Below are 25,418 nucleotides of genomic sequence, written 5' to 3' on the forward strand. Positions count from 1 at the left end.
TTTATCTTCCAAATGCTTCGCCCCTACTGACAACTGACAATTGACAACTGACAAATTCATGCAAAATCAAATTGTTTTTATTACTGGTGCAAGTAGCGGTATTGGCGCTGCTTGTGCCAGGATTTTTGCTCATGCTGGTGCAAAACTGATTTTAGCTGCACGACGGTGGGAACGGTTACAACAATTAGCTGATTCTTTAGATATCGCAGCGGACAAAATCCATTTATTGCAACTTGATGTGTGCGATCGCTTGGCGGTAGAATCGGCTATTGCTAACTTACCCTCATCTTGGAAAAATATTGATCTTCTGATTAACAATGCTGGTTTAAGTCGCGGTTTAAGTAAGTTACATGAAGGCGACTTTCAAGACTGGGAAGAAATGATAGATACTAATATCAAGGGTTTACTTTACCTTACCCGTTATGTTGTACCAGGAATGGTAGAACGGAATCATGGTCATGTCATCAATATCGGTTCTATAGCGGGACATCAAACCTATCCTGGTGGTAATGTCTATTGTGGGACAAAAGCAGCCGTTAAAGCCATTTCTGAAGGCTTAAAACAAGACTTATTAGGAACTGCTGTGCGAGTAACTTCTGTAGACCCTGGAATGGTAGAAACAGAATTTAGTCAAGTGCGTTTTCATGGTGATACAGAACGGGCTAAAAAGGTGTATGAGGGAGTTAAACCCCTAACTCCTGATGATGTGGCTGATGTGATCTTTTTCTGTGCGACTAGAGCGAGTCACGTTAATATTAACGAAGTTATACTTATGCCAGTTGACCAAGCCAGTGCCACCCTAGTAAACCGTCAAGTGTAACCCTCGTTCCCAGCCGGAGTCTGGGAACGAGTTGACAGCTTTAGATTCGTGTGTTATCGTGAATGAAACCAAGGCTGTGAAAGTTTCTATTAAATTAAATAGCTCGAATTTCTCAAAAGTCACAAAATAAAAAAGATCGCTCCACTCCGTTACGCTTGGCAAGGGTAAAGAGGAAAAGAGCAGAGGGCAAAAGAGCAAGAGTGTAAAGGGCTACTAAGTCCTCGCCGCACCACCACATACAACCCGAAAACCAATACCGTCGAGGTCGACGTCGAGATTGTAGTGGTAGCGATAAGCAGAACGGCAATTTACAGGAGTGTCGTCCCACGAACCACCGCGCAGCAGCCTAGCGTTTTGATTAGTTTCGCTTATCCATGCACTTCCATCATTAGGCGCACCCTCATAGTTATTATGCCAAGTATCAGCGCACCATTCCCAGACGTTGCCGTGCATATCATATAAACCAAAGGCGTTGGGCTGAAAAGTTGCTACAGGAGTTGTTCTTCCTCGATATTCTCCCTTGGGGGCATTACCATAGGTGTAGTTACCATTATAGTTTACCACATTTGTGGTGATTGTATCACCAAAAGCAAAAGGTTTTGCAGAACCGGCACGACAGGCATATTCCCATTCAGCTTCACTGGGTAAACGGTATTTTTGTCCTGTCTTGTGAGAGAGTCTAGCACAAAACTCAACGGCATCATTCCAAGATACTCGTTCTACAGGTAGTTTATCACCTGGGAAGTAAGCAGGACGAGAATTTAATTCTCTAGCAACTGGAGGACAGGAATAAACGACTTTTTCCCATTGTTCTTGAGTAATAGTGTATTTTCCCATGTAGAAGGGCTTCACCGTTACATAGTGTTGGGGACTTTCATAATCTAAACTGTCTTTCTCTTTTTCTGGTGCGCCCATGTAAAATGTCCCACCAGGAATATAAACCATCTCCAATTTTACACCAAAACCCAAATCTTGGCTAAAAGATTGATTTGAAGATGAATTTGGAGAAGTGATAGGTAATTTATTTAATTCTTCTTGACGCTTTTTGATATCTTGTTTGATTGACTGAATTTTAGTCTCCCACTTATTACGAAGTCCTGGATCATTTTCATTACGTTTCTCATTTTCATACTGTTTAAGAAGTTGAAAATCTTTTTCTAATTCTTCTTCAAGGTGGTGACGCAAATAATCCACAGTTTACTTTCTCCCTAATTTTTTGATAATAAACTCCCAAGCAGACTTGATATTAAAACCAGTTCCCAATTCTAATTCACCTTCATAATTAATCAAAAAAGGAACAAGTGGTAAAGTGACTGTAATTTTATGTCTAGTATCTAATTCAGGAGATTTGATAATTTCGGCAAATTCTGCTTGACTGCTAGAAGGTAAAGAAGGTATGCGTGATTCTAGAACTGCCAACATTTGCAGCATTTCTGACTCAGATACTTGATTAGCTGCTACTGCATTTAACATATTTTCTGTAAAAGCTAATTAAGTCTGATTTAGCTGTTCAATAAAAACTCTCAAAATTGCTTGTTCAGAAACTTGATAACGAAGTAAAAGTGAATCTTGCTTAATAAGAACAATATTTAATTTTGCGTCTATTTGCTGTAATTGGTTTTCTATTATTTGCAGTTGATTTCCTACTACCTGTATTTGCGGTGTAGACATACCAATTAACTGTTGTTCTAGTTCTGTATATTCTTGTTTATAATTATTAATAGATTCCTGTTGTCGTTTAATTTCTTTTTTATATTTTTTTAATGTTCGAGGGTTGTCTTCAACAGTTAAGGCTTCCTCAAATTCTTTCAGTAATTTTTGGTCTTGGGTAATATGATCTAGTAAATCTGTCAACCTTTGTTGGAAAATCTGGGAAAGCATGAGTTAAATGCCTTAATTTGGGGATTGTTGAGGGTTTACGGAACTTTTCAACCTAGTGTATCATAAATATCCCCTAAATTAGCTATTAGTCATTTCAAACTTTTGCGCTATGCTATCAAATAGATAAATACAGATTATACTTAGCTGATGCACCCTGCCCGCCTGGGAATTTATTCCCTGGCTGGAAGGGACATCAATTTACGTTAAGTTGACACCAATGAAGCTCTTGCTTTACCCCTACGAAAGATATAGTTTTCACCTAATACATATTTTGGGTTTTCTGTCAATGCTTGAGTCTTAATTACAAAAAATTTACAAGGTGCGCTACACTGTGTTAATCCAGATTAACGCACCCGATAGTTAATTAAGGAACAATCAAAACAGGACAGGGAGAAAGGTTAATTACCCGCATGGTGACGCTATCAGTTGCGCCTTCTTCCGTTAAACCTAGTCCTCGACAGCCCATAATAATTAAACTGGCCTCAACTTCATCAGCAACATCACAAATAGTAAAGGCTGGTTTACCTTGTCTTTCTAGTAATTCGGTTATAATTCCTTGTCCAGAAAATAAGGTTTGGGCATTTTCTAGAAGTTTGGCAACTGCTTCTGGAGATACCATAGGACTGGTAGCAGGTGCTTCTGGATCGGGTTCTTCAACGACTGAAAGCAAAATTAAGCGACTGCCATAAGTTTGCACAATATTGGCAACTATATCAGCGGCCTCTCTGGCTTCTCGACTTTGATCAATGGGAAATAAAACTGTTTTAAACATATCTCACCTCTGCGCCCCTCACTCCGGTAAAATCTTGATGGTCATATTTTGAAGACAATAACAAAAAAGTAATCAGGAGAGTTGTACTGTGTCTAAAAAAAGTTTAGCAAGTTTATCTGCGGCTGATATATCTGGAAAACGCGCTTTAGTACGAGTTGATTTTAATGTGCCTGTGGATGATCAAGGAAACATTACCGATGATACCCGGATTCGGGCAGCGCTGCCAACTATCCAAGATTTGACCCAAAAGGGTGCTAAGGTCATTTTAACAAGCCATTTCGGTCGTCCCAAGGGTGTAGATGAAAAATTGCGTTTAACCCCGGTTGCTAAACGTCTGGCTGAGTTGTTGGGACAGGAAGTTATCAAAACTGATGACTGTATTGGTGATGATGTTGCTGCTAAAGTTGCGGCTTTGGACAATGGCCAAGTGCTATTGTTAGAAAATGTCCGCTTTTACAAGGAAGAAGAAAAGAATGACCGCGAATTTGCTCAAAAATTGGCAGCAAACGCTGATTTTTATGTAAATGATGCTTTTGGAACTGCACACCGCGCTCACGCTTCTACTGAGGGCGTAACTGAGTTTTTAAGTCCTTCTGTAGCTGGTTATTTGGTTGAGAAGGAATTGCAATACTTACAAAGTGCAATTGAAGAACCTAAGCGTCCTTTGGCGGCTATTATTGGCGGTTCTAAGGTTTCTAGCAAAATCGGTGTGATTGAAACTTTGTTGGAAAAGTGCGATAAGTTGATCATTGGTGGGGGGATGATTTTCACCTTCTATAAAGCCCGTGGTTTGAATGTTGGTAAGTCTTTGGTGGAAGAAGATAAGCTAGAATTGGCAAGAGAGTTGGAAGCTAAAGCCAAAGAACGTGGTGTGGCTTTGTTGCTACCTACAGATATTGTTTCTGCTGATAAGTTTGCGCCTGATGCTAATGCTACTACTGTCAGCATTGAAAATATCCCTGCCGATGGTATGGGTTTAGATATTGGTCCTGATTCTATCAAGGTTTTCCAAGCGGCTTTGGCTGATTGTCAGACTGTGATTTGGAATGGGCCTATGGGTGTGTTTGAGTTTGATAAATTTGCTGCGGGTACAGAAGCGATCGCTCATACTTTAGCAGAAATTGGCAAAACCGGCGCAACTACCATTATCGGTGGTGGTGACTCTGTAGCGGCTGTGGAAAAGGTTGGTTTAGCTGATCAAATGAGCCACATTTCTACCGGTGGTGGTGCTAGTTTGGAGTTGCTAGAAGGTAAGGTTTTGCCTGGTATTGCAGCTTTAGATGAAGCGTAAGCTGTTAAATTTCGATAATTGATAACAAATTGAGTAGGGGTGTAGTTTTACATTACCTTACTCTTTTTGTTAGCATTTATCTACTAGCATTAGGAAGTTAGCCAAAGGTAAAATTATGGAAACCCAAGAATTAAAAGCCTTGATTAAGGAGATAGTTCAAGAAGTATTACAACAAGAAAAACTAACGCTTTATCATACCTTGTTACCATATATAAATAATACAGAAAATCAAGAATGGAATCAATTTTCTCTTGAACAAGCTATGAGAGGTTTAGAAAATGATCATCTCCCCGAATACACAGAAGCGGACATTATAGAAAAATGGCAATAGTTGGTCAAATTGTTTTATTCAAATTTCCCCAAACGAATCTGGCAATTGGAAAGTTACGCCCAGCACTTCTAATTAAGCCATTAATCAACAATTATGATGATTGGCTAGTTTGTATGATTTCCACTAAAACAGGGCAAGAATTGACTGGAATTGACGAAATTATTACACCCAATGATCAGGATTTTAAACAAACAGGCTTAAAATCAGAAAGTGTTTTTCGAGTCTCACGGTTAGCAGTTGTATCAGAAAAGATATTATTGGGAAAAATTGGTGAAATTTCCACAGAAAGATTAGAGCGAATTAAAATCAATCTGGCTAACTGGATTTTAAGTAATTGAGTTTAGGAAGTATTTATTATGTTACATAATAACTTATAAATAAGATTCATAAGCAGCTATTTCTGCATCTAATTCACGGCGATTTGCAGCCATATCTTCTACAAATTCATCAAAAAGCGGATCGTCTTTGAAAATACCATCAAACTGAACAAAAGGATTAGATTTTTCAATATCTTCTGGCAAAATGTGTATGTTTTGAACAATCTCAGTTTGTTCTATTTTGTGATCTTGATCAAGATTAATCTGATTAATTTTTTCATCAACAATTCTATTAATCAAGGATTCTAAATCCTGTAAAGTCAGTTCGGTAATAGACTGATTATTTAGCATTTATGATTTACCTCCAGTGGTAATATCAGGTTTGTTTTAACTACAATTTATATAATATCAAAATTGTCTGTTAACTAAACTGGTTTAATTCTAGCATACTTACTTACTGGGGAAAAAATCAGTCAATTGTCAATTTAAGTATATTTCGTGTATATTAGTAGATATTTAATCATAAACGTATCTACCACCCCACAACCATGAATCAGATATGTTGTCTTAACCCAGGGTGTCATAACCCCTCAGTTCCCGAACACACCCAATTGTGTTCTAGCTGCAACGTTGCTATAGTCACCTTGAAAGACCGCTATCGTCCGATTAAATCATTAGGTAGTGGGGGATTTGGCAAAACCTATTTAGCGGAAGATGTTGACAAATTAAACGAAAAGTGTGTCATCAAACAATTTGCACCTCAAATCCAAGGAACAGCAGGACGAAAAAAAGCCACAGAATTATTTTTACAAGAAGCGCTACAATTACTAAAACTCGGCAAACATTCACAAATTCCCACTCTGTTAGCTTATTTTGAAGAAAATAGCTGTCTGTATTTAGTACAAGAATTCATTGACGGTGAAAATTTATTACAAGAATTAGAAAAACAGGGAATATTCTCAGAATCAAAAATCCGCGCCTTATTACAAGATTTATTATCCATCCTGAAAGTAGTTCACCAAGATGGTGTAATTCATCGAGATATTAAACCAGAAAATATTATGCGTCGTCGTAGTGATGGTAAATTAATATTAATTGATTTTGGGGCATCAAAACAACTTCAGGGAACAGTTAAAACAGGAACATCAATTGGTACTTTTGGTTATGCACCTTTAGAACAAATGCGGGATGGGAAAGTATATCCTGCCAGTGATTTATATAGTTTGGGTGCGACTTGTTTTCATTTACTAACAGGAGTTCATCCTGGGGAACTTTACCAAGAATATGGCTATGAATGGGTGAAAACTTGGCGTGTTCACTTACAAAAACCTGTTAACCGAGACTTGGACACAGTTTTAGATAAATTATTACAAAAATATTATCAACAGCGTTATCAATCTGCTCAAGCAGTTTTACAAGATTTAAAAAATTCAAAATTAACAACTAAAACGACTTATCAAGCTTCACACAAATCTTCTCAAATACCATCTCAGCAACAAAAGTCACCGTTACAAACATCACCTATTCAAGTTAAATCAAAGCAAAATTCAATTATTCCAAAGCGGCGTATTTCTCAGCCAAATAACTCACTTGGGATAATCATGTGGAGTTCAATAGGAATTTTCGTACTGGGAACAGTTTTTTTAGGAACTCAATCGGAGCATATTCCTATTATTTGTAAACCACTAGATAACTGTGCTATTGATGAGGAATTTAGTTCTAAATACAAACAAGCAAAAGATATAACTGTTACTGCTCAAAATTTGTTTGAAAGTGCCAAGAATGTGGAAGAATTACGAGCATCTCAAGAACAGTTACAAGATGCGATCGCTCAATTAAAAACTATACCAACATCTGCTAAGATATACAATACTGCCCAAAAGGAACTTTCAGATTATCAAAGTCAATTAACCAAGATACAACGTCGTTTAGATAAAGAAAATCAAGCGATTGACTCCATTAACCAAGCCAAACAACAAGCTCAAGATGCAGAAGAACAGATGAGAAAGGCTAATGAACCTGAAGACTATGAAGCGGTTAAGGAGAAATGGGATAAGGCACTGGCGATTTTAAATGATATCCCTTCTGATGTTTTTATTTCAGTTACTAATTTGAAAAACAGTTATGAGTCAAAAAAGGAAAAAGTAGTTGCGATAATTGAAGATTTGAACAAGCCAACACCATCACCTGAACCAACACCTACATCAACTCCTACACCTGATCCCACTCCAACACCAACTCCTACTTCTGAACGGACTCCAAGTTTATCAGATCCAAAATGGGATTATAGTGTTTTTAATTCTAGAAAAACTTACAGCGATCGAGAAATACAATATATTTTGAAATCAGGAGCTAGATATGATGATTCTAATAAACAGGTAGAGTGGATTGTTGATGAGAAAATTAACTGTTTTGGAGGTTCTCAAATTTTTGATGGCAGCAGAGTTTGCTTCAATTTTAAACTAGGAGTAGAGTTTAGTGCTGTATTTAAGGATGTAGATGGAGTCCCTATTGGTTCTCAGGTTCTTTTTGAAGATGGAGGGAATAATCCAAAGCGAGAAGGAAATATAACTACATATCGCTATAGATATATACTAACAATTCCTGATTCAGTATGGTCAGGATGGTCAAAAGTTAGTCAAGTTATTATTGAAAAACAGTAAGTTAGTAGGGTCCGTCAGTATGAGTAATTTATCGGTGTGGTTGGGATTTATAGCGCTGACGCACTCCAAGTTGAGATAAACGTGCTGATTTTCTCATTCAACTTTCTAATTCAAGCATAATTGTAGAATGTAAAAATAGTCTCATGTCTCTTGATACAAGTAAATATTTCCATCCTCAAGGAATTGCAGAACTTTGAGCGATCGCTCATACTTAAATCCAATCTTTGATCAGTTGAATATTTTGTATTTTTGGATAAATAGCATTGTACAATTTTGCATCAGCAGTGATAAATTTACAGTTTTCTCTAATGCTTAAAGCTAGGTAAAGACTATCGTAGACAGTTCTTTGATAATTCACTGCAAACTGATAGGCATCTTTTAATAATTCATCGGCAGGGAATATTTTTAATTGTATTTGTTGAAATAAATCAAGTATCATCTCAGCTTCGTGATTAGTTAAACCTTGAAATCGCTGTATTTTCCAAACAATATTACCAATTTCTGCATAAATTAAGTCTGGAGCAATCAAGGTAATTTGTTGTGATTGATAAGCATCAAGGATTTTATTTGCTTCTAATGAATAATCTTGAGCAATAAACCATTTAATGGCTACACTACTATCAATGACAACTTTATCTGTGATCATCTGTCTCTATCTTGTCGTAATAATTCTGTCAAATCAGAAAATTCACCATATTTTTGCTTTAAGCTTTCTTGAAAAATATGTATGTTTTTAACAAGTTCAGACTGTTCTATTTTGTTATGTTTAGCGAAATTTATTTGATTAATTTTTTCATCAACAATTCTATTAATTAAGGATTCTAAATCCTGTAAAGTCATTTCGGGAATAGACTGGTTTAGCATATTTGATCTACCTCCAGTAGTAATATCAATTTTTTTTAAGCTAGAATTGAACTAAACTGAGCTTTATTGTAGCATACATTCGTATTAGGAAAAATTCATAAAACGTTTGGTATGTTACCAATAACCGTTGAAATACTTCCAGATAACGCAGGAGTTCTGGATCTAGTGTTCCTAGAAGGGGAGCATCTGGATCACGCACACGAACTATATCTATTGCTGGGTTAAGACGCAAAACAGCAAACTTTAGCTTTGGTGACAAATTTTCATCGAGCAAGAAACAGATTTTCATACAAGATTAAGCCGCTCCTGTTCTCGTTGCGCTTTGATTGCTCTCAAACGCTGTATCATTGGAGAGGGATTAGCAGCAGCCTCTTGAAGTCCTTTGATTTTATCTTACTTGACAAAGGCTTCTTCGTGGGAGCTTAATTTCTGAATTTTATGTGTTGTGATTGTGCTTGCTGCGGATACGGAAGCGAACTGATAAGTCAGAGCTTGCGATATCGCCCATACTCTAGCAGAAATTGGTAAAATTTGGACAACAACCGTTATCCTTAGTGGTGTATCTGTCGTTGATAGCGTTATCAGCGCTATGCTAGAAATAGCAAACTTCAAGGAGAGAGCAAATCATGGAAGAATTACTAGAACTCAGAGAATTAGTGGTTTCTGGCAACCTAGAAGCGGCTCTATCTTTAATTGATGAATTAGAAGAAATGAGTAAAGAAGATAAAATCAATAAAATTTATAGTTATTGTGTAGTGCTTTTAGTCCATTTAATTAAACAACAGGCAGAAAAAAGGACAACTCATGCTTGGGATGTTTCCATTCGGAATGCTATTGATGCAATTGAGCGGATCAACAAACGCAGAAAGTCTGGAGGATATTACATGGAAAAAAAAGAAATAGAAGAAATTTTACCAGAAGCTTATAATAGAGCTTTAGATAATGCTTCTTTAGAAGCTTTTGGCGGAATTTATGATGAATTAACCTTAAAAAATATGGTAGATCAAGAATTAATTATTAAACAGGCATTAAATTTTATTTTTAATTAAATAAAGCGCGAAGTTGATTAATGAAAAAATTCTTTTCCTATTAACTATCTACAATTAATAAACCAAATTAAGGAAAACAATATGCAAGTACAAACTCGCAAACATATTTACACCCCTGAAGAATATTTAGAATTAGAAGAAAAAGCACTTTATAAAAGCGAATATCGCAATGGAGAAATTATACCTATGACTGGTGGCACGACAAATCATAATCAAATCGCGCTTAATTTTGCATCATCTTTATTATATGTTATTAGAGGAAAAAAATATCGTGTTTTTATTGGAGATGTGCGTTTATGGATTCCTGAATATAGAGAATATACTTATCCTGATGTGATTGTAACTGATGGGAAACCTATTTATGCAGGTAAAAATAATACTACTGTGACTAATCCTTTGTTAATTGTTGAGGTTTTATCCAAGTCTACAAAAAATTATGATCAAGGGGATAAATTTACTTTTTATCGTTCTATTCCCCAATTTAAAGAATATGTTTTAGTAGAACAAAATCAATATCAAGTGATGCACTATAGCAAAACTAATGAGGGAGAATGGATTTTTCGAGAATATAAATGTGAAAATGATATTGTTAAATTGCAATATCTTGATTTTGAAATTAGTTTAGTAGACATTTATCAAGATGTTAATTTTGACGATAAAGAATAATATCAAGTTCGGATAATTACTTACGATATACAGCAATTTCTGGTGTTATGAGGTACATATTCAGCGGGCAAGATGCCCGCACTACAAGAGCGAAATCTGCTGTAAAAGGTCAAATTATGGAAACCCAAGAATTAAAAGCCTTGATTAAGGAGATAGTTCAAGAAGTATTACAACAAGAAAAACTAACGCTTTATCATACCTTGTTACCATATATAAATAATACAGAAAATCAAGAATGGAATCAATTTTCTCTTTAACAGGCCATGAGAGGTTTAGAAAATGATCATCTCCCTGAATACACAGAAGCGGATATCATAGAAAAATGGCAATAGTTGGTCAAATTATTTTATTCAAATTTGTTAGATTGCTGATATTTTCAATATGGTTATTGCTCAATTTTCCAAATCGCTTGGATAATATACGCACCAATAAATTTGTTGCTTGTCGAATTTCACTAACTATTAAATCGGCGGTTAGAAACCGCGTCTACACAGGAAAAACCCACGCAGGTGGGTTTCAAACCTTTGATTTTTATTTAGTCCGCGCCGGCGGACTTTATTTGTGTAGCCGCGACTTCTAGTCGCCAAAGCTTAACTATTTTGATTAGTTGATTCAGCTTTAGGAACTATGGGATTAGGAAGAGGTGGAGGTGTAGGGATTTTCGATTCTGGATGGGTTTTGCTATTAGTTTGATTCCAAAGAATCATAGACAACAAACCATCTGCTAAACCATTATTACTACCATTATTACCACCAACAATGATATCGGGAATAATGCGGACATGATGATCACCGACAATTTCCATCAACTGCATAGCTGTGTAACCTTGTAAACCCACTGCTTGTACACCTGTCCGGTAGGTTTCTGCTTTGGCGTTACCTGTGGCTCGGATACCTTCTGCTCCAGCTATGGCTTTGAGTTTAATAGCTTCAGCTTCACCTGTTGCTTGCTGAATTTGGGCGTTAGCTTGTAACTCGGCAATTGTCACACCTTGTTCCGATTTTACCAAATCTTGCTGAATATCTGCGATCGCTGTTTCCCTGACCAACATTTGCCGTTGGGTTTGTGCCATTTGCTGAACTTCGTAAGTTTTGCGTTGTTCCTCAGCAATTTTCCGGTCTGTCAGCGTGTGCATTAATTCATTCGGTGGGGTAATCAAACCAATCAACGAATCCACTGCTTGCACATCATAAGCACGTAAGGCAGATTTAACGTATTCAGAGGCTTCTACTTGGCGCTCGCTTCGGGCAATCAAGAAATCCAGGATAGTATATTCTTGAGCCGAGTTGCGGAAATAATTCCCCACAATGGGACGCAAAACCTGATCAATGACATTTTGCATCGAACCCAAGCGGGAAATCACTTTCGGAGCATCTGACGCACCAATGTGGATAATTTGGAATATCTCCAAATCAAAGCTAAAACCATCAAATGACAGAAGTTTCAGTGCCTTTAGATTTGTATCATACCCATGCTGACCACTAATTCTATCAGTAAAGTTTAAGACAATATTCGTTGTCGGCACTAGTTCAACTTTCATCACTTTAGTGTTGAGCGGGTGCTTCCCAGGATATAAAGGCTCAACCCAAACACCCTTATGTCCTTGATTGACCAAATTTCCGTGAGTGAAAGATGCCCCGCTCACATCTTCCTGTTCTTCACCGACAAAAGAAATCACCACACCTACATAACCGATAGGAATTTCCGTCATTGGTACTTGTTCAATATTGACCAACCAAGGATTCAGATTCCACGAACCCGACAATAATACCTGTTCTTGTAAACCCCGTTGTCCCCCAGCGTCAATAAACTTTTGACCATTCTGAAAATTATTATGTCCAGTAATAGCACGCCCAGCAATTTCACCGGCAGCAATTGGTGAACCATCCAAAGTAGTCACAATCCCAACTTTTTCTGCGGCTATTTCATAGATTTGTAACTGTTCTGGACGCATACCCTCTAGACTGGCATTTCCGGCTGTAATCACTTTAAACAGCGCTGTATTGATGCGGTAACTACCTGCGGTGATAAAAGCAATTTGCCGTCCTTTCTCCCCACCTTTGGTCAAGAATTTGCGAGCATCTTGGAAATTATCACATTCGACAATTTTGCCCAAAATCCGTTCTGGAGGGTTAGAAGCGCCATCTGCGGCGACAATCAGAGCGATTTGACCTTGGGGGACAACAATTACTGATTCTTTTTTAACTGCATATTGCCAAGGCCAATAACCCCAGTGCCAACCAGGGGCGAGGGTGTCCGCTTGTAAGCCCGCTTCACCATTCAAAGCGATTAATCTACCAGGAGGTAGTCCTTTACCGGAAAGGGTGAATTTTTTGACAACAATACCAACTTCCCGTTCACCGATAACTACCAGTCCACCAAAGAAGAAACAACCACCAATAATGATCACAGGAATAATGATTAAAGGTTCAATCCCCATGGCTTGATAGGGGATTTGGCCAGTTACAGACTGAGTAACTGATTGTTGGGTTTGGGTAGAGGGGATTGAGACAGAAGTTAATTCTTTGGCTGTCAGTGTTTTTATGGGAGTGGCATTAACAGCATTAACACCACCGGCTAAGGCTAAGGCTGCAATTGCAGATGTAGCCAAGCTGACAAATTTATTTTGCTTACTTTTATCAAGAGAAAATGGAAAGCTTTTCATATATCTGCCTCTTTGGGCGATTAATCATCTAAGGTATCACTTCATCAGGATGGAATGATTTTTCTGAAACTTAATGTAATTTTTTACCAGACTTCCAATTTTTTTAAGGTTTAAATTTTGTTAACAAATATTACAATATATTTCTTAATTTTAATTCAATGCTAAAATGCAATGCTGAATATTAATAATAAAATTATAATTTTTGATGATTAACAATAAAATTAAACCTAGACAAGCATTAAGCAAAGCATTTCTGAGAATTAAACCAATTAGAAATGAGTTTGAGATATTTAAAAGGAATCTGATTACACTACTTAATCAAATTGATGAAAACGAAAGAGAGGGATTTCATAAGAATATTCTGACTGATTTCTTGAAAAATACCTATTACGGTGCTGATTATTTGATCAATATTAAAGCAAGTAATGACTTGGTGATTTATAATGGCAAAGATACTAAAAGCAATGTTGGTGTGATTTTAGAAGCTAAAAAGGTAAATAATAATGAAATGCTCAAGGTTGATAATTTAAATACTAAAGCATTACAACAATTAGTTTTATACTTTTTACGAGAACGGATTACAAATAAAAATTCAGAAATTAAATATTTAATTGCTACTAATATTTATGAATGGTTCATTTTTGATGCAACACTTTTTGAGAATCTGTTTGTTCAGAATAAACAATTAGTCAAGCAATTTACTGATTTTGAAGAAAAACGTCTATCTAATTCTCGCACAGACTTTTTTTATAAAGAAATTGCTCAACCTGCAATAGATAAAATTCAAAATGAACTAATTTTTACACATTTTGATATTAAAGATTATCAACAGTATTTAATTAATCAAAATCCTGAAAATGATCAAAAACTGATTCCTTTATTTAAGCTGTTTTCACCACAACATTTATTAAAGTTACCTACTATTAATGATAGCAATAGTTTAAATAGAAACTTTTATAGTGAATTACTACACATTCTGGGTTTAACGGAAATTAAAGAAGGTAGTAAAAAATTAATTCAGCGTAAACCAATTAATGAAAGGGAACAGGGTTCATTAATTGAAAATACTATCACTCGGTTGCAAGAATTACACAAGATTGATAGATTATCAAATTCCGAACAATTTGGAGAAAATACCGAAGAGAAACTTTTTAATGTTAGTTTAGAATTAGTTATTACTTGGATTAATCGCATTCTCTTTTTGAAACTATTAGAATCCCAACTAATTAACTATCGTCAAGGTAATAAATCTTTTGCATTTCTCAATACAGCAAAAATTCAAGATTTTGGTAATCTCAATCGGTTATTTTTTGGTGTTTTATCTCATAAACCAGATGAAAGAGACGAACATATAAAAAATATTGTTGCTAATATTCCTTATTTGAATAGTTCTTTATTTGAAGTATCAGAAATTGAACATAAAACCATAGTTATTAGTAATTTAGTCAATGATGAAAAACTTTCTATTTTCAATAAAACCGTTCTTAAAGATAATGGTAATATACGGACAGGAAAATTAAAAGCACTAGAATATATTTTTGCATTTCTTGATGCTTACGATTTTAGCAGTGAAGGTGCAGAAGAAATCCAAGAAGAAAATAAAACTTTAATTAATGCTTCTGTTTTAGGTTTGATTTTTGAGAAAATTAACGGTTATAAAGATGGTTCTTTCTTTACTCCTGGTTTTATTACTATGTATATGTGTCGGGAAACTATTCGCAGAGCAGTTTTACAGAAGTTCAAAGAAATTAAAGGTTGGAACTGTGAAAGTATTGACGAATTATATGATAGAATTACGGATAAAAAAGAAGCTAATCAGATTATTAATAGTTTAAAAATTTGTGATCCAGCAGTAGGTTCTGGACATTTTTTAGTTTCAGCTTTAAATGAAATTATTACTATTAAAAGTGATTTGAAAGTTTTACTTGATAGACAGGGAAAAACTTTAAGAGATTATGATATAAAAATTGAAAATGATGAGTTAATTATTACAGATGATGACGGAAAATTTTTCACATATAATCCTAAAAACTCAGAAAGTAGACGCATACAAGAAACAATTTTCCATGAAAAACAGACAATTATTGAAAATTGTTTATTTGGTGTAGATATAAATCCCAATTCAGTAAAAATTTGTCGGTTACGTTTGTGGATTGAGCTTTTAAAGAATGCTTATTATAAAGTCTCACCCCTACCAGGAGAGGGGAATATAGGAGAATTGGAAACTTTACCAAATATTGATATTAATATTAAAATTGGAAATTCCTTAATCAGTCGTTTTCCTTTAAATTGGGATTTACGGACGATTTTGAAAAAAAGTGATTGGAATATCGAAAGTTATAGAAATGCTATAAAAACCTATCTCCACCCTGATAACAAAGATCAAAAACAGGAAATGGAGAGGTTAATTAATGATATTAAAGGTAATATACGTACAGAAATTAGTAGCAATGATCCGAATATAGAAAAGCGAAATCAAAAAATTGCAGAACTTCGTCATTTACGAGATCAAAAGTCATTATTTGCAGAAAGTAAAGCAGAAGCAAAAAATCGTCAAAAAAAGCAAGAAGAGTTAGAACAGCAAATTAATGAACTTAATGCTGAAATTGAAGAGAAAAAAAGTGGTAAATTGTATCAAAATGCTTTTGAATGGCGGTTTGAATTTCCTGAAGTTTTGAATAATGAAGGTGATTTTATCGGTTTTGATGTCATGATTGGTAATCCTCCTTATATTTCACTATCTAAAATTAAAGAAAAATCTCAAACTGCTTATTTTGAAAATAATTATCAAACTTATACAAAGGGTTCAGATATTTATTGCTTGTTTTACGAAAAAGGAAGTTGTTTGTTAAGAAAAGCAGGATTTTTAACTTACATTACTTCTAATTCTTGGTTAAGAACTATTTATGGTGATTCTCTGAAAAAATATTTAATTGAAAATATGCAACCTCAGACTTTATTAAATATTGAAGATATGCAAATTTTTGAGGAAGCTACTGTAGAATCAAATATTATCATCTTGAAAAAAGATAAAGTTAATGAATTTTTTGATGTTGCTAGTCTCAATAATAATTATCTTGTCGGTTCTTCATTAGATGAGTATTTCGATAAAAATTGTTTTCAATTTATAATACCTAATACATCAGAATGGATTATAGGTAATAAAGAAACTGTAAGTTTGAAACAAAAAATAGAGCAATCTTCTAAGCTTTTAAAAGAATTTGATATTAATATTAATAGAGGTTTACTTACTGGACTAAATGCAGCTTTTATTATCAATGAGGAAACTAAAAATCAATTAATTGCTGAAAGTTCTAATTCTGCTGAAATAATTCAGCCAATTTTAAGAGGTAGAGACTTAAAAAAATATAGTTATGAATTTTCTGGATTTTATCTAATTAATACACATAATGGAGTGGCAAAAAATAACATCGAGAGAATAAAAGTTAAAGAAAATTATCCATCTATTTATAATTATTTAATTTCTTTTCTTCCTCAAATTGAACAAAGACAAGATCAGGGTAAAGATTGGACAAATTTAAGAAACTGTGCTTATTTAGATGATTTTGAAAAACCTAAAATTGTTTGGGGTGAAATTTCTGATCAACCTAAATTTGCGTTTGATGATTCTAATTATTATGTTGAAGCTACTGCTTTTTTAATGACTGGTGAAAAACTTAAATATTTGTTAGCAATTTTAAATTCAAAACTATCAGAATGGTATTTTAACCAGATTTCAACTACCACAGGAATGGGTACAAATAGATGGAAAAAGTATAAAATTGAAATGTTACCCATTAAAGAACCTACGGAAACTGAAGAATTGTTATTAGAAACAATAGTTAATCAAATCCTCGCTGCTAAAAAATCAGATCCAAAAGCAGATACAACTGCATTAGAAACAGAAATAGATCAGTTAGTTTATCAACTTTACGAATTAACAGCAGAAGAGATAAAAATTATAGCAGGATAAACACCACAAATCCCAGATATCCGACTTCTTTAAGAAGTCGGATATCTAAAAGATAAAGCTATTTAAAATACTAATAAAATAAGGGTAGGCAATTTGCCCACCCTCATTAGTTTTAGATGCAGTATACGATTTATACCGAACCGCCGGCAGCTTGAAAACGAGCGCGAGCGCGTTTAAATGCTTTTGTTGCCTGGATTTGTGCTTGACGGTCCCCTGCGGGTACTTGATTCAGAAGAGTTTGTGCTTGGTTGTAAGCGGTACGGGCTTCTTCCTGGTTAATTGTGTCGCCACGTTCAGCACTATTGACTAGAATTGTGACTTCATCTTGATCAACTTCAGCAAAACCGCCTAAAAGAGCGATCGCTTGCCAAGGGGCATTTTTAGAAGCACGAACACGCATGACACCTATATCCAAAGCTGTCAACATTGGAGCGTGTCCACTCAAGATACCTAATTGACCAGTAGTGCTAGGTAAAACTACTTCATCAGCTTCAGCATCCCAAACGGTTTTGTCTGGGGCAATTACACGAACGGTCAGAGTCATAATTCTTAATTGGTGATTGGTGATTGGTGATTGGTAATTGGTAATTGGTAATTGGGAGAAATTTCTTACCCATCACCCATTACCCATTACCCATTACCCATTAGCCTTTGAGCTTTTCAGCTTTAGCTTTAGCTTCAGTGATATCGCCTACCAAGTAGAAAGCTTGCTCAGGTAAAGCATCTAATTCACCAGAAAGAATTTGTTGGAATCCTTTAATGGTGTCTTCCAACTTCACATACTTACCAGGAGAACCAGTAAATACTTCAGCTACAAAGAAAGGCTGAGACAAGAACCGCTCAACTTTCCGCGCCCGTGCCACAATCAAACGATCTTCTTCAGACAATTCATCTAAACCCAAAATGGCGATGATGTCTTGGAGTTCTTTGTAACGTTGGAGGGTGGATTGTACAGCCCGTGCAGTGTCGTAGTGATCACTACCAACAATGTTGGGTTGCAACATGGTGGAAGTAGAACCCAAAGGATCAACCGCAGGATAGATACCTTTAGAAGCCAAACCACGAGACAATACTGTTGTACCGTCTAAGTGAGCAAATGTGGTTGCAGGTGCGGGGTCGGTCAAGTCGTCCGCAGGTACATATACAGCTTGAATAGAAGTAATAGAACCTTCGGTGGTGGAGGTAATCCGTTCTTGCAAAGCACCTACGTCAGTACCCAGAGTAGGCTGATATCCTACCGCAGAAGGCATCCGACCCAATAGCGCGGATACTTCAGAACCAGCTTGTACGAACCGGAAGATGTTATCAACAAATAGCAATACGTCTTGCTTGTTGACATCACGGAAGTACTCAGCCATTGTCAAACCAGACAAACCAACCCGCATTCTGGCTCCGGGTGGCTCGTTCATTTGACCATAAACTAGAGCAATTTTGGATTCGTTGAGGTTATCTTTATTGATAACTCCAGATTCCATCATTTCGTTGTAGAGGTCATTTCCTTCCCGTGTGCGTTCACCCACACCCGCAAATACAGACACACCACCGTGTTGGGTAGCGATGTTGTTGATCAATTCCATCATGATCACGGTTTTACCAACACCAGCCCCGCCGAACAGACCGATTTTACCACCGCGTTTGTAGGGAGTGAGCAAGTCAACAACTTTAATCCCAGTTTCAAACACAGAAGGTTTGGTTTCTAAATCTGTGAATTTAGGAGCGTCACGGTGAATAGGTAGATATGCTTCGGCGTTTACGGGACCTTGCTGATCTACAGGTTCGCCTAAAACATTGAAAATCCGTCCCAGTGTGGCTTTACCAACGGGTACTGTAATCGGAGCGCCAGTATCAACTACTTCTAACCCACGAACTAAACCGTCGGTGGTACTCATAGCCACCGCCCGTACTTGGTTGTCGCCTAGAAGTTGCTGTACTTCAACGGTTAAGCTGATGTTTTGTCCAGCTTCATTTGTGCCTGTGATGGTTAAAGCGTTGTAGATTTGGGGTAATTTACCGCCGGGGAACTTAACGTCTACAACCGGACCAATTACTTGGGTAATGTAACCTATGTTTGTTTTTTCTGCGGTGGTGACCATGCTGCGCCTAAATGATTGAAGCTAGTTTTCACAAGTGGGTCGTTTAAGACCCCAGATCAAGCGATATCATCTTTTAGGTTAGCACTTAACGACTCCACCTTCGCCTTAAATTCATTATTAAGACCAGATCCTTGATTTTTTAAAAGCAGTTGGAAATTTCTGGTATCGGATGCAAAAACGCTATCTAGAACTCAATCCTGCTTACAAACGTTTGCAGGTGATGATGAAAGCTTTGTCAGGTAGCTTGTCGTAGCGACAGTTGATGTCCTAATATCCAAATTCCCATCATAGATAATTTTCAATTTTATGTGAATTTATGTTTTCTGATTTTGGGATTTAAATCTACCGGCAATAAATTCTCTCTTTTCTAAATGTTTAGTTTGGCGTTTGGTAACTCTTTCTCTCCACATTCGGAAACTAGATAATTTCATTTCTCTTCTCATGAGAGCAATTACCTGTTTTTCTAAGAGTCCAAATTGTTTTTCTATCACATCAAATGGTGTCCGATCTTCCCAAGCCATTTCGATAATACGATCTATGCTTTCAGCATCTAAGTCAGGTAATTTCATGTTTTGAGAATTTGAATAAAAATGCCATAATTATCAATCTGTTTTAATCATACTATCATAATTCTTTTTTTTATTGTTTTTTATTGGAGGTAGAACCTCTAAGATAACATTCCCAGTCTGGAGACTGGGAACGAGAAAGATAACATTCCCAGTCTGGAGACTGGGAACGAGAAACGAGAAAGATAACATTCCCAGTCTGGAGACTGGGAACGAGAAAGATAACATTCCCAGTCTGGAGACTGGGAACGAGAAACGAGAAAGATAACATTCCCAGTCTGGAGACTGGGAACGAGAAAGATAACATTCCCAGTCTGGAGACTGGGAACGAGAAACGAGAAAGATAACATTCCCAGTCTGGAGACTGGGAACGAGAAAGATAACATTCCCAGTCTGGAGACTGGGAACGAGAAAACGAGAAACGAGGAATTGGGAAAGAGAGAATAGATCCAGACCATGTTCCATAAAACGCCTGAATACTCTAAAATAAGAGCAGGTACAAAAAACCCTGTACTTTCCCTCCAGTCGCTTCATCCTTATTGCTTATGAATTTCTCGTTAGCACGACAGTATTTTTACCAGGAGATTCAACAACCTGACGAGGATATCAATCTCGCAAAGGCAGCTTTATATATTGCCCAGGAAGAATATCCAGATATTGACCCTGAAGAATATTTAAATGCTCTTGATACAATGGCAATGGAGTTAGAGGAACGTTTGCCTTCTTCTCGCTATCCTCTGCGGATTATTCAAAGTATTAATCAATATTTATACGAAGAATTGGGTTTTTATGGTAATAAAATTGATTATTATGACCCGCGCAATAGTTTTTTAAATGATGTCATTGAACGGAAAATGGGAATTCCCATTACTTTGGCATTAGTTTATATAGAGGTGGCAAAACGGATTGATTTTCCCATGGTAGGGGTAGGAATGCCGGGACATTTCCTGATTCGTCCAGATGTGGAAGATATAGGCATTTTTGTGGATGCTTTTAATGGTGGAGAGGTGATGTTTGCCCAAGACTGTCAAGAAAAGCTTTCACAAATTTATCAACAAGAGGTAATGCTAAAACCTGAATTTTTAGCAGTTGTGAGTAATCGGCAATTTTTAGCTAGAATGTTGACTAATTTAAAATACATTTATCTTCAGCAGCAGGATTTAGAAAGAAGTTTGGGAATAGTAGAACGAGTTTTAATGTTATTTCCAGAAGCAAGTTTTGAATTAAGAGATAGGGGTTTGTTGTATTATCAACTGGGGCAGTTTTCTCAAGCTATGGAAGATTTACAAATTTATTTAATTAAAGTTCCTGATGCTAAAGATGCCGATGTTATTCGTCAATTACTTGCTAAGTTAAATTAGTTAGTTGTATAATCTTATCAAGAGTCTATCGAGTCAGGAGAAGTTGTTATGCTGACCATTGATACTAATAAAACATTATATGAGCAAGATTTTTATCTGTGGATACAAACTACACTTGCAATCTTGAGAGAAAGAAAATTAGAACAATTAGATATTGAGAATTTAATTGAAGAAATCGATAGTATGGGAAGGAGTGAAAAGAAAGAACTAAAAACTCGTCTAGTTGTTTTAATTGAACACTTATTAAAACTACAATATTGGACCCAAGAAAAAGATTATAATGCTAGGGGCTGGCGTAATACTGTTGTTGAACAAAGACGACAAATAGCCTATACTCTAGCAGATAGTCCTAGTTTAAAAGGTATTTTAAATGATGTATTTCTAGATTGTTATACAGATGCTAGAAATGATACAATAAATAAATATCAACTTCCTTCAACTTTATTCCCTGAACAGCCATCTTTTTCTTTAATTCAGCTTCTCAATGCAGATTTTATGCCCTAAGTCCAGAGTATAGATGAAGATGGTATGTTACTAAAAATTTAATCAGATTTCAGATTTTTTTCTGCGTCTAACTTTAATCAGTAATTCATCTTTAATGCGGTTTAAAATAGAAGTTTCATTTAAAGTTGATAAAATTTGACTAACTACTGCTTTTGGTCCATCTGGTCCCCAGGTTGCACCATTGGCTAAATAGGCTTTGGTAACTTGGCCAATACTGTAGGAAGAGACACCAGCTACTCCTGCTTGAGTTATGGCTATGGATAAATAGGGTCCAATTGTCATTCCTGCTGTTGCTGTTGTAGAGACACCAAGGAGGGTTTTTAAACCACTTAAACCCAAATTTGCTAATAGTTCACTAGCACCGATACCACCCATACTCAGGGCGATTTTTTGGAGTAATTTCACAGCACCGGTTTCGGTCATGGGGATACCGTAAAGTTTGGATAAACCTAAGATTAAGGAGATATCTATAATTACGGCACTTAATATATCAACTACTGTAACAGGATTGAGAGCGATCGCCAATGCTTTTGTGATGACTGCTTTCCAAATTAACTGATTAGCATTTTCTTCCCTAATTATTAGTTTACGCTGTACCAACTGCTGATTGACATTATCAGCATAAAGCATCGTATTCAAAGCCACTAAAGCCTTCCCTTCATGGTGGAGAATTTCTAATATTTTCAATTTTAATTCATCAACTTGGGATTTACCTTTTTGCAATTTTACACTCCTAGAACCATCAGGATTTTGTTCAGCAATTTTGACCAATGGTGAAGCTGCGGACATGACTATTTCTGCGGGTGAAAGTAATTCCCGCACTCTATCATCTCGAATTTTTTCATAAATTGTGATTCTGTCAGTTTCGGGATATTGATCAACTTTATTAAATACTAAAATTATCGGTTTCCCAACTTCTCGCAATTGCGATAAAGCTATTTGTTCAATCTTGGTCATGTCTCCAGAAATAACAAAGAGAATTAAATCGGCTTGTTTAGCGATTTGTTCAGCTAAAGCTGCGCGAGTTTCACCGTCTACTTCATCTAATCCAGGAGTATCAATTAATTCGACTTGGGATTGGCCATTGCTGGGTAATGTGGCTTTTAAAGTTCCTAAAGCTTCTTCACTAATACTCCAATTTACTGTTTGTGCATCACGAGTAACACCATGTAAGGGACCAGTAATAAAGACTTCTTGACCAACCAAAGCATTAAGAAGGGAAGATTTACCCCGTCCTACCATCCCAAAAGCTGCAATTTGTACTACCATGCTTTCCAGTTTATCTAGCATGATTTCTAAATCATTAATTTCTGCTTCTAAACCTGATTTTTCCGCAGCAGAAAGATCCAGATTATTAACTAAGTTTTTGAGTGCGGTTTTGGCTTGTTTATAGTTAAGTTCGGCTTGAATATCATCAAAGGTAAAAATGACGTTATCTAGTTCTTTTTCCCAATTGGGGATGGATTCGGGTATAGTATTCATTAGGATTAGGGAACAGCGAATAGGGAATAGGAAGTAATTACATTTTTAATTTTTAATTCTTAATTTTTAATTCCCTAAGATATGACAACTTGATGTAATTCATGGGGAGTAAGATGAGAATGAACAACTTCACCATCACGAAACCAAACAATCCGCTTAGTTTGACGCGCAACTTCTGATTCATGGGTGACAATAACAACGGTGATACCACTGCTATTAAGTTCATTAAACAGGTCTAATACTTCCTGGGTGGTGTGAGAATCAAGTGCGCCGGTGGGTTCATCTGCGAGGAGAACGACGGGATTGTTGACAATGGCGCGGGCAATTGCTACTCTTTGTTGTTGTCCTCCTGATAATTGGGTAGGTTTGTTATTGAGGCGTTTTTCTAAACCGACTTTGATTAATGCAGATGTCGCGCGATCTTTTCTTTCCCCAGGTTTAACGCCAGCATACACCATTGGTAACATGACATTTTCTAGAGCCGTTAATTGATTTAATAAATGGAATTGTTGAAAGACAAAACCTAGTTTTTTATTACGAATATGCGCCAATTCAGTATCACTAATTTGGGCGACATTCAAATTATCTAAATAATAATTTCCGTCACTGGGACGATCCAAACAACCGATAATATTCATGGCTGTGGATTTACCCGAACCAGAAGGCCCCATGATCGAACAGTATTCACCTACTTCTATGACTAAATTTACATTATTCAGTGCTTTAACTTCTATTTCTCCAATTCCATAAACTTTGAAAATATTTTCCAGCCGAATAATTCCTGATGGCGGTGCAGATTGGGGAATACTTGTATCAGTTATCGTAAAAGTATTATCCACGGAAATTTATCCTCATGTCAAAGTATAATTGTAGCGAATGTCCATTAATTTTAAATTTTTTTACGCCGTTCTTAGTGCCACCATTGGATCAAGTTGAGCGGCACGACGGGCAGGAACTACACCAAAAAATAAACCAATCCCACCAGAAACACTAGCAGCTAATAAAACTGCACTTGGTGAAATTGCCGCCTGTAATGGGGTAAGGATACCCACTAAAATAATACTACCACCGCCTAAAGCAATGCCGATTACACCACCAGCTACTGATAATATCACGGCTTCAATCATGAATTGCAAAAGAATATCTTCTTGAGTTGCACCAATAGCTTTACGCAGTCCGATTTCTTGAGTACGTTCGGTGACAGAAACTAGCATAATATTCATAATCCCAATCCCACCCACAAATAAGGAAATACTAGCAACCGCAGCTAACATTAGTGTCAAGCCACTGGTAATTGTATTGGTAATTTCCAAGATATTTTTTTGGCTTTGAATAGTAAAATCATCTTCACGGACAATTTTGTGCCGACGACGGAGTAAATTTGTCATTTGAAATTCTGCTGCTGAGATGCTATTTTCATCTTGAGCAGATACAGAAATTAAAGAAACATTAATACCAAAAGGGGATGTTCTCCCCACTAACCGACTAAACATAGTGTTGATAGGAATAAAAACTGTATCATCACTGTTACTGCCAAAGGAAGAACCTTTAGCTACTGTTAAGCCAATCACCTGAAAAGTAGTATTTTGAATGCGGATTTTTTGACCAACAGGATTTTGATTATCAAAGAGTTTGTTGGCTAAATCTGGAGCTAATACTGCTACTCTCTTATTACGTTTAATATCGAAGTCATTAAAAAACCTGCCTTCTTTAATTTCCACATTACGAACTGTTATATAATTAGGAGTAGTGCCAATAACTGTACTAGTTGTATTTCTATTTCTATAAGTAATTGTAGTTCTGTTATTAATTTCTGGAGCAACTTCTTTAACTGCACGGACTTGTTTAGCGATCGCTTTAGCATCTTGTAAAACTAAAGTTCTGGGCATTGTTGTCACCCTTCCCCGACTACCTGGACTCCCAGGGATAATAAATAAGGTATTCGGTCCTAATGATGCAAATTGCTTAGTTGCCAGTGTTTGTGCGCCTTCTCCAATGCCAATCATGGCAATAACGGAAGCATTGCCAATAATAATTCCCAACATAGTTAAACTACTTCGCAACTTATTAGCTAATAAGGTAGTAGTTGCCATTTTTACACTTTCTAAAATGTCCATAA

The 25,418-nt window shown here is 36.2% G+C and carries 27 protein-coding genes; 11 read left to right on the forward strand and 16 right to left on the reverse strand.

Annotation, left to right across the window (positions count from 1 at the left end):
• The first annotated feature begins 58 nt into the window (after positions 1 to 58).
• Positions 59 to 820 (forward strand): SDR family oxidoreductase, encoded by a 762-nt coding sequence (locus FJR06_RS20200; protein ID WP_168652143.1) that lies wholly within the window; start codon positions 59 to 61, stop codon positions 818 to 820.
• Between the two features lie 213 nt (positions 821 to 1,033).
• Here the strand turns inward: FJR06_RS20200 and FJR06_RS20205 are convergent, their stop codons facing one another.
• The 4 genes from FJR06_RS20205 to FJR06_RS20215 form a co-directional block, all read right to left on the reverse strand.
• Positions 1,034 to 2,014 carry a formylglycine-generating enzyme family protein gene (locus FJR06_RS20205; RefSeq protein ID WP_168652144.1) on the reverse strand — a complete coding sequence of 327 codons (981 nt, stop codon included), beginning with the start codon at positions 2,012 to 2,014 and terminating at the stop codon, positions 1,034 to 1,036.
• Between the two features lie 3 nt (positions 2,015 to 2,017).
• On the reverse strand, positions 2,018 to 2,293 hold the full coding sequence (locus FJR06_RS24540) for a hypothetical protein (RefSeq protein ID WP_254434461.1): 276 nt from the start codon (positions 2,291 to 2,293) through the stop codon (positions 2,018 to 2,020).
• An 18-nt stretch (positions 2,294 to 2,311) separates the two neighbouring features.
• On the reverse strand, positions 2,312 to 2,701 hold the full coding sequence (locus FJR06_RS24545) for a hypothetical protein (protein ID WP_233466926.1): 390 nt from the start codon (positions 2,699 to 2,701) through the stop codon (positions 2,312 to 2,314).
• A 364-nt stretch (positions 2,702 to 3,065) separates the two neighbouring features.
• Positions 3,066 to 3,473: a universal stress protein gene (locus tag FJR06_RS20215; protein WP_015080709.1), complete on the reverse strand. Its 408-nt coding sequence runs from the start codon at positions 3,471 to 3,473 to the stop codon at positions 3,066 to 3,068.
• Between the two features lie 88 nt (positions 3,474 to 3,561).
• Here FJR06_RS20215 and pgk point away from each other — a divergent pair, with 88 nt between their 5' ends.
• From pgk to FJR06_RS20230, 3 genes are all read left to right on the forward strand, one after another.
• Positions 3,562 to 4,764 carry a phosphoglycerate kinase gene (gene pgk, locus FJR06_RS20220; protein ID WP_168652145.1) on the forward strand — a complete coding sequence of 401 codons (1,203 nt, stop codon included), beginning with the start codon at positions 3,562 to 3,564 and terminating at the stop codon, positions 4,762 to 4,764.
• Between the two features lie 115 nt (positions 4,765 to 4,879).
• Positions 4,880 to 5,095 carry a hypothetical protein gene (locus FJR06_RS20225; RefSeq protein WP_015080711.1) on the forward strand — a complete coding sequence of 72 codons (216 nt, stop codon included), beginning with the start codon at positions 4,880 to 4,882 and terminating at the stop codon, positions 5,093 to 5,095.
• Positions 5,086 to 5,433 carry a type II toxin-antitoxin system PemK/MazF family toxin gene (locus tag FJR06_RS20230; protein ID WP_168652146.1) on the forward strand — a complete coding sequence of 116 codons (348 nt, stop codon included), beginning with the start codon at positions 5,086 to 5,088 and terminating at the stop codon, positions 5,431 to 5,433. Before FJR06_RS20225 ends, FJR06_RS20230 begins: the two co-directional genes overlap by 10 nt.
• Positions 5,434 to 5,466: 33 nt before the next feature.
• Here FJR06_RS20230 and FJR06_RS20235 read toward each other — a convergent pair whose 3' ends face one another.
• Positions 5,467 to 5,763 carry a hypothetical protein gene (locus FJR06_RS20235; protein WP_168646405.1) on the reverse strand — a complete coding sequence of 99 codons (297 nt, stop codon included), beginning with the start codon at positions 5,761 to 5,763 and terminating at the stop codon, positions 5,467 to 5,469.
• Between the two features lie 197 nt (positions 5,764 to 5,960).
• Here FJR06_RS20235 and FJR06_RS24085 point away from each other — a divergent pair, with 197 nt between their 5' ends.
• Positions 5,961 to 8,075, forward strand: a complete 2,115-nt coding sequence (locus FJR06_RS24085; RefSeq protein WP_217359800.1) for a protein kinase — start codon at positions 5,961 to 5,963, stop codon at positions 8,073 to 8,075.
• 211 nt (positions 8,076 to 8,286) lie between these two features.
• Here the strand turns inward: FJR06_RS24085 and FJR06_RS20245 are convergent, their stop codons facing one another.
• Genes FJR06_RS20245 through FJR06_RS20255 form a run of 3 tightly spaced genes read right to left on the reverse strand, consistent with a single transcriptional unit; the run spans position 8,287 to position 9,228 of the window.
• Positions 8,287 to 8,721 (reverse strand): type II toxin-antitoxin system VapC family toxin, encoded by a 435-nt coding sequence (locus tag FJR06_RS20245; RefSeq protein WP_168652147.1) that lies wholly within the window; start codon positions 8,719 to 8,721, stop codon positions 8,287 to 8,289.
• The gene (locus FJR06_RS20250; RefSeq protein ID WP_168634722.1) at positions 8,718 to 8,939 is read right to left on the reverse strand and encodes a hypothetical protein; all 222 of its coding nucleotides are present in this window, start codon (positions 8,937 to 8,939) and stop codon (positions 8,718 to 8,720) included. The genes FJR06_RS20245 and FJR06_RS20250 overlap by 4 nt, the downstream gene beginning before the upstream one ends.
• A gap of 40 nt (positions 8,940 to 8,979) precedes the next feature.
• On the reverse strand, positions 8,980 to 9,228 hold the full coding sequence (locus FJR06_RS20255) for a hypothetical protein (protein ID WP_168652148.1): 249 nt from the start codon (positions 9,226 to 9,228) through the stop codon (positions 8,980 to 8,982).
• A 337-nt stretch (positions 9,229 to 9,565) separates the two neighbouring features.
• Between FJR06_RS20255 and FJR06_RS20260 the strand changes: the two genes are divergently transcribed.
• The 3 genes from FJR06_RS20260 to FJR06_RS20270 all read left to right on the forward strand — a co-directional run bounded on the left by FJR06_RS20260 (position 9,566) and on the right by FJR06_RS20270 (position 10,911).
• Entirely contained in the window at positions 9,566 to 9,988 is a 423-nt protein-coding gene (locus tag FJR06_RS20260; protein WP_015080718.1) for a DUF29 family protein, read from the forward strand.
• An 81-nt stretch (positions 9,989 to 10,069) separates the two neighbouring features.
• Positions 10,070 to 10,654 (forward strand): Uma2 family endonuclease, encoded by a 585-nt coding sequence (locus FJR06_RS20265; RefSeq protein ID WP_168652149.1) that lies wholly within the window; start codon positions 10,070 to 10,072, stop codon positions 10,652 to 10,654.
• A 47-nt stretch (positions 10,655 to 10,701) separates the two neighbouring features.
• Entirely contained in the window at positions 10,702 to 10,911 is a 210-nt protein-coding gene (locus FJR06_RS20270) for a hypothetical protein (protein ID WP_168652142.1), read from the forward strand.
• A gap of 333 nt (positions 10,912 to 11,244) precedes the next feature.
• Here FJR06_RS20270 and FJR06_RS20275 read toward each other — a convergent pair whose 3' ends face one another.
• On the reverse strand, positions 11,245 to 13,320 hold the full coding sequence (locus FJR06_RS20275) for an SPFH domain-containing protein (RefSeq protein WP_168652150.1): 2,076 nt from the start codon (positions 13,318 to 13,320) through the stop codon (positions 11,245 to 11,247).
• Positions 13,321 to 13,525: 205 nt separating this feature from the next.
• Between FJR06_RS20275 and FJR06_RS20280 the strand changes: the two genes are divergently transcribed.
• Positions 13,526 to 17,293 carry an Eco57I restriction-modification methylase domain-containing protein gene (locus tag FJR06_RS20280; RefSeq protein ID WP_168652151.1) on the forward strand — a complete coding sequence of 1,256 codons (3,768 nt, stop codon included), beginning with the start codon at positions 13,526 to 13,528 and terminating at the stop codon, positions 17,291 to 17,293.
• A gap of 130 nt (positions 17,294 to 17,423) precedes the next feature.
• On the opposite strand, the gene atpC is transcribed toward FJR06_RS20280, so the two are convergent.
• The 4 genes from atpC to FJR06_RS24090 all read right to left on the reverse strand — a co-directional run bounded on the left by atpC (position 17,424) and on the right by FJR06_RS24090 (position 20,223).
• Entirely contained in the window at positions 17,424 to 17,837 is a 414-nt protein-coding gene (gene atpC, locus FJR06_RS20285) for an ATP synthase F1 subunit epsilon (RefSeq protein ID WP_015080724.1), read from the reverse strand.
• A 100-nt stretch (positions 17,838 to 17,937) separates the two neighbouring features.
• Positions 17,938 to 19,386 (reverse strand): F0F1 ATP synthase subunit beta, encoded by a 1,449-nt coding sequence (atpD, locus tag FJR06_RS20290; protein ID WP_015080725.1) that lies wholly within the window; start codon positions 19,384 to 19,386, stop codon positions 17,938 to 17,940.
• A gap of 314 nt (positions 19,387 to 19,700) precedes the next feature.
• Entirely contained in the window at positions 19,701 to 19,955 is a 255-nt protein-coding gene (locus FJR06_RS20295) for a TIGR03643 family protein (RefSeq protein ID WP_015080726.1), read from the reverse strand.
• 70 nt (positions 19,956 to 20,025) lie between these two features.
• A complete protein-coding gene (locus FJR06_RS24090; protein WP_217359801.1) occupies positions 20,026 to 20,223 on the reverse strand; it encodes a hypothetical protein in 198 nt (65 codons plus the stop codon).
• A 274-nt stretch (positions 20,224 to 20,497) separates the two neighbouring features.
• On the opposite strand from FJR06_RS24090, the gene FJR06_RS20300 reads away from it, so the two are divergent.
• A complete protein-coding gene (locus FJR06_RS20300) occupies positions 20,498 to 21,313 on the forward strand; it encodes a SirB1 family protein (RefSeq protein ID WP_015080728.1) in 816 nt (271 codons plus the stop codon).
• A gap of 48 nt (positions 21,314 to 21,361) precedes the next feature.
• A complete protein-coding gene (locus tag FJR06_RS20305; RefSeq protein ID WP_015080729.1) occupies positions 21,362 to 21,817 on the forward strand; it encodes a DUF29 domain-containing protein in 456 nt (151 codons plus the stop codon).
• 42 nt (positions 21,818 to 21,859) lie between these two features.
• On the opposite strand, the gene FJR06_RS20310 is transcribed toward FJR06_RS20305, so the two are convergent.
• The 3 genes from FJR06_RS20310 to FJR06_RS20320 all read right to left on the reverse strand — a co-directional run bounded on the left by FJR06_RS20310 (position 21,860) and on the right by FJR06_RS20320 (position 25,416).
• Positions 21,860 to 23,299 carry a GTP-binding protein gene (locus FJR06_RS20310; protein WP_041458071.1) on the reverse strand — a complete coding sequence of 480 codons (1,440 nt, stop codon included), beginning with the start codon at positions 23,297 to 23,299 and terminating at the stop codon, positions 21,860 to 21,862.
• Positions 23,300 to 23,373: 74 nt separating this feature from the next.
• Positions 23,374 to 24,138, reverse strand: a complete 765-nt coding sequence (locus tag FJR06_RS20315; protein WP_015080731.1) for an ABC transporter ATP-binding protein — start codon at positions 24,136 to 24,138, stop codon at positions 23,374 to 23,376.
• Positions 24,139 to 24,198: 60 nt separating this feature from the next.
• Positions 24,199 to 25,416 carry an ABC transporter permease gene (locus FJR06_RS20320; RefSeq protein WP_015080732.1) on the reverse strand — a complete coding sequence of 406 codons (1,218 nt, stop codon included), beginning with the start codon at positions 25,414 to 25,416 and terminating at the stop codon, positions 24,199 to 24,201.
• Positions 25,417 to 25,418: the final 2 nt, after the last annotated feature.

It is taken from the genome of Dolichospermum sp. UHCC 0352 (assembly GCF_009711925.1).
Taxonomy (GTDB): Bacteria; Cyanobacteriota; Cyanobacteriia; order Cyanobacteriales; family Nostocaceae; genus Dolichospermum; species Dolichospermum lemmermannii.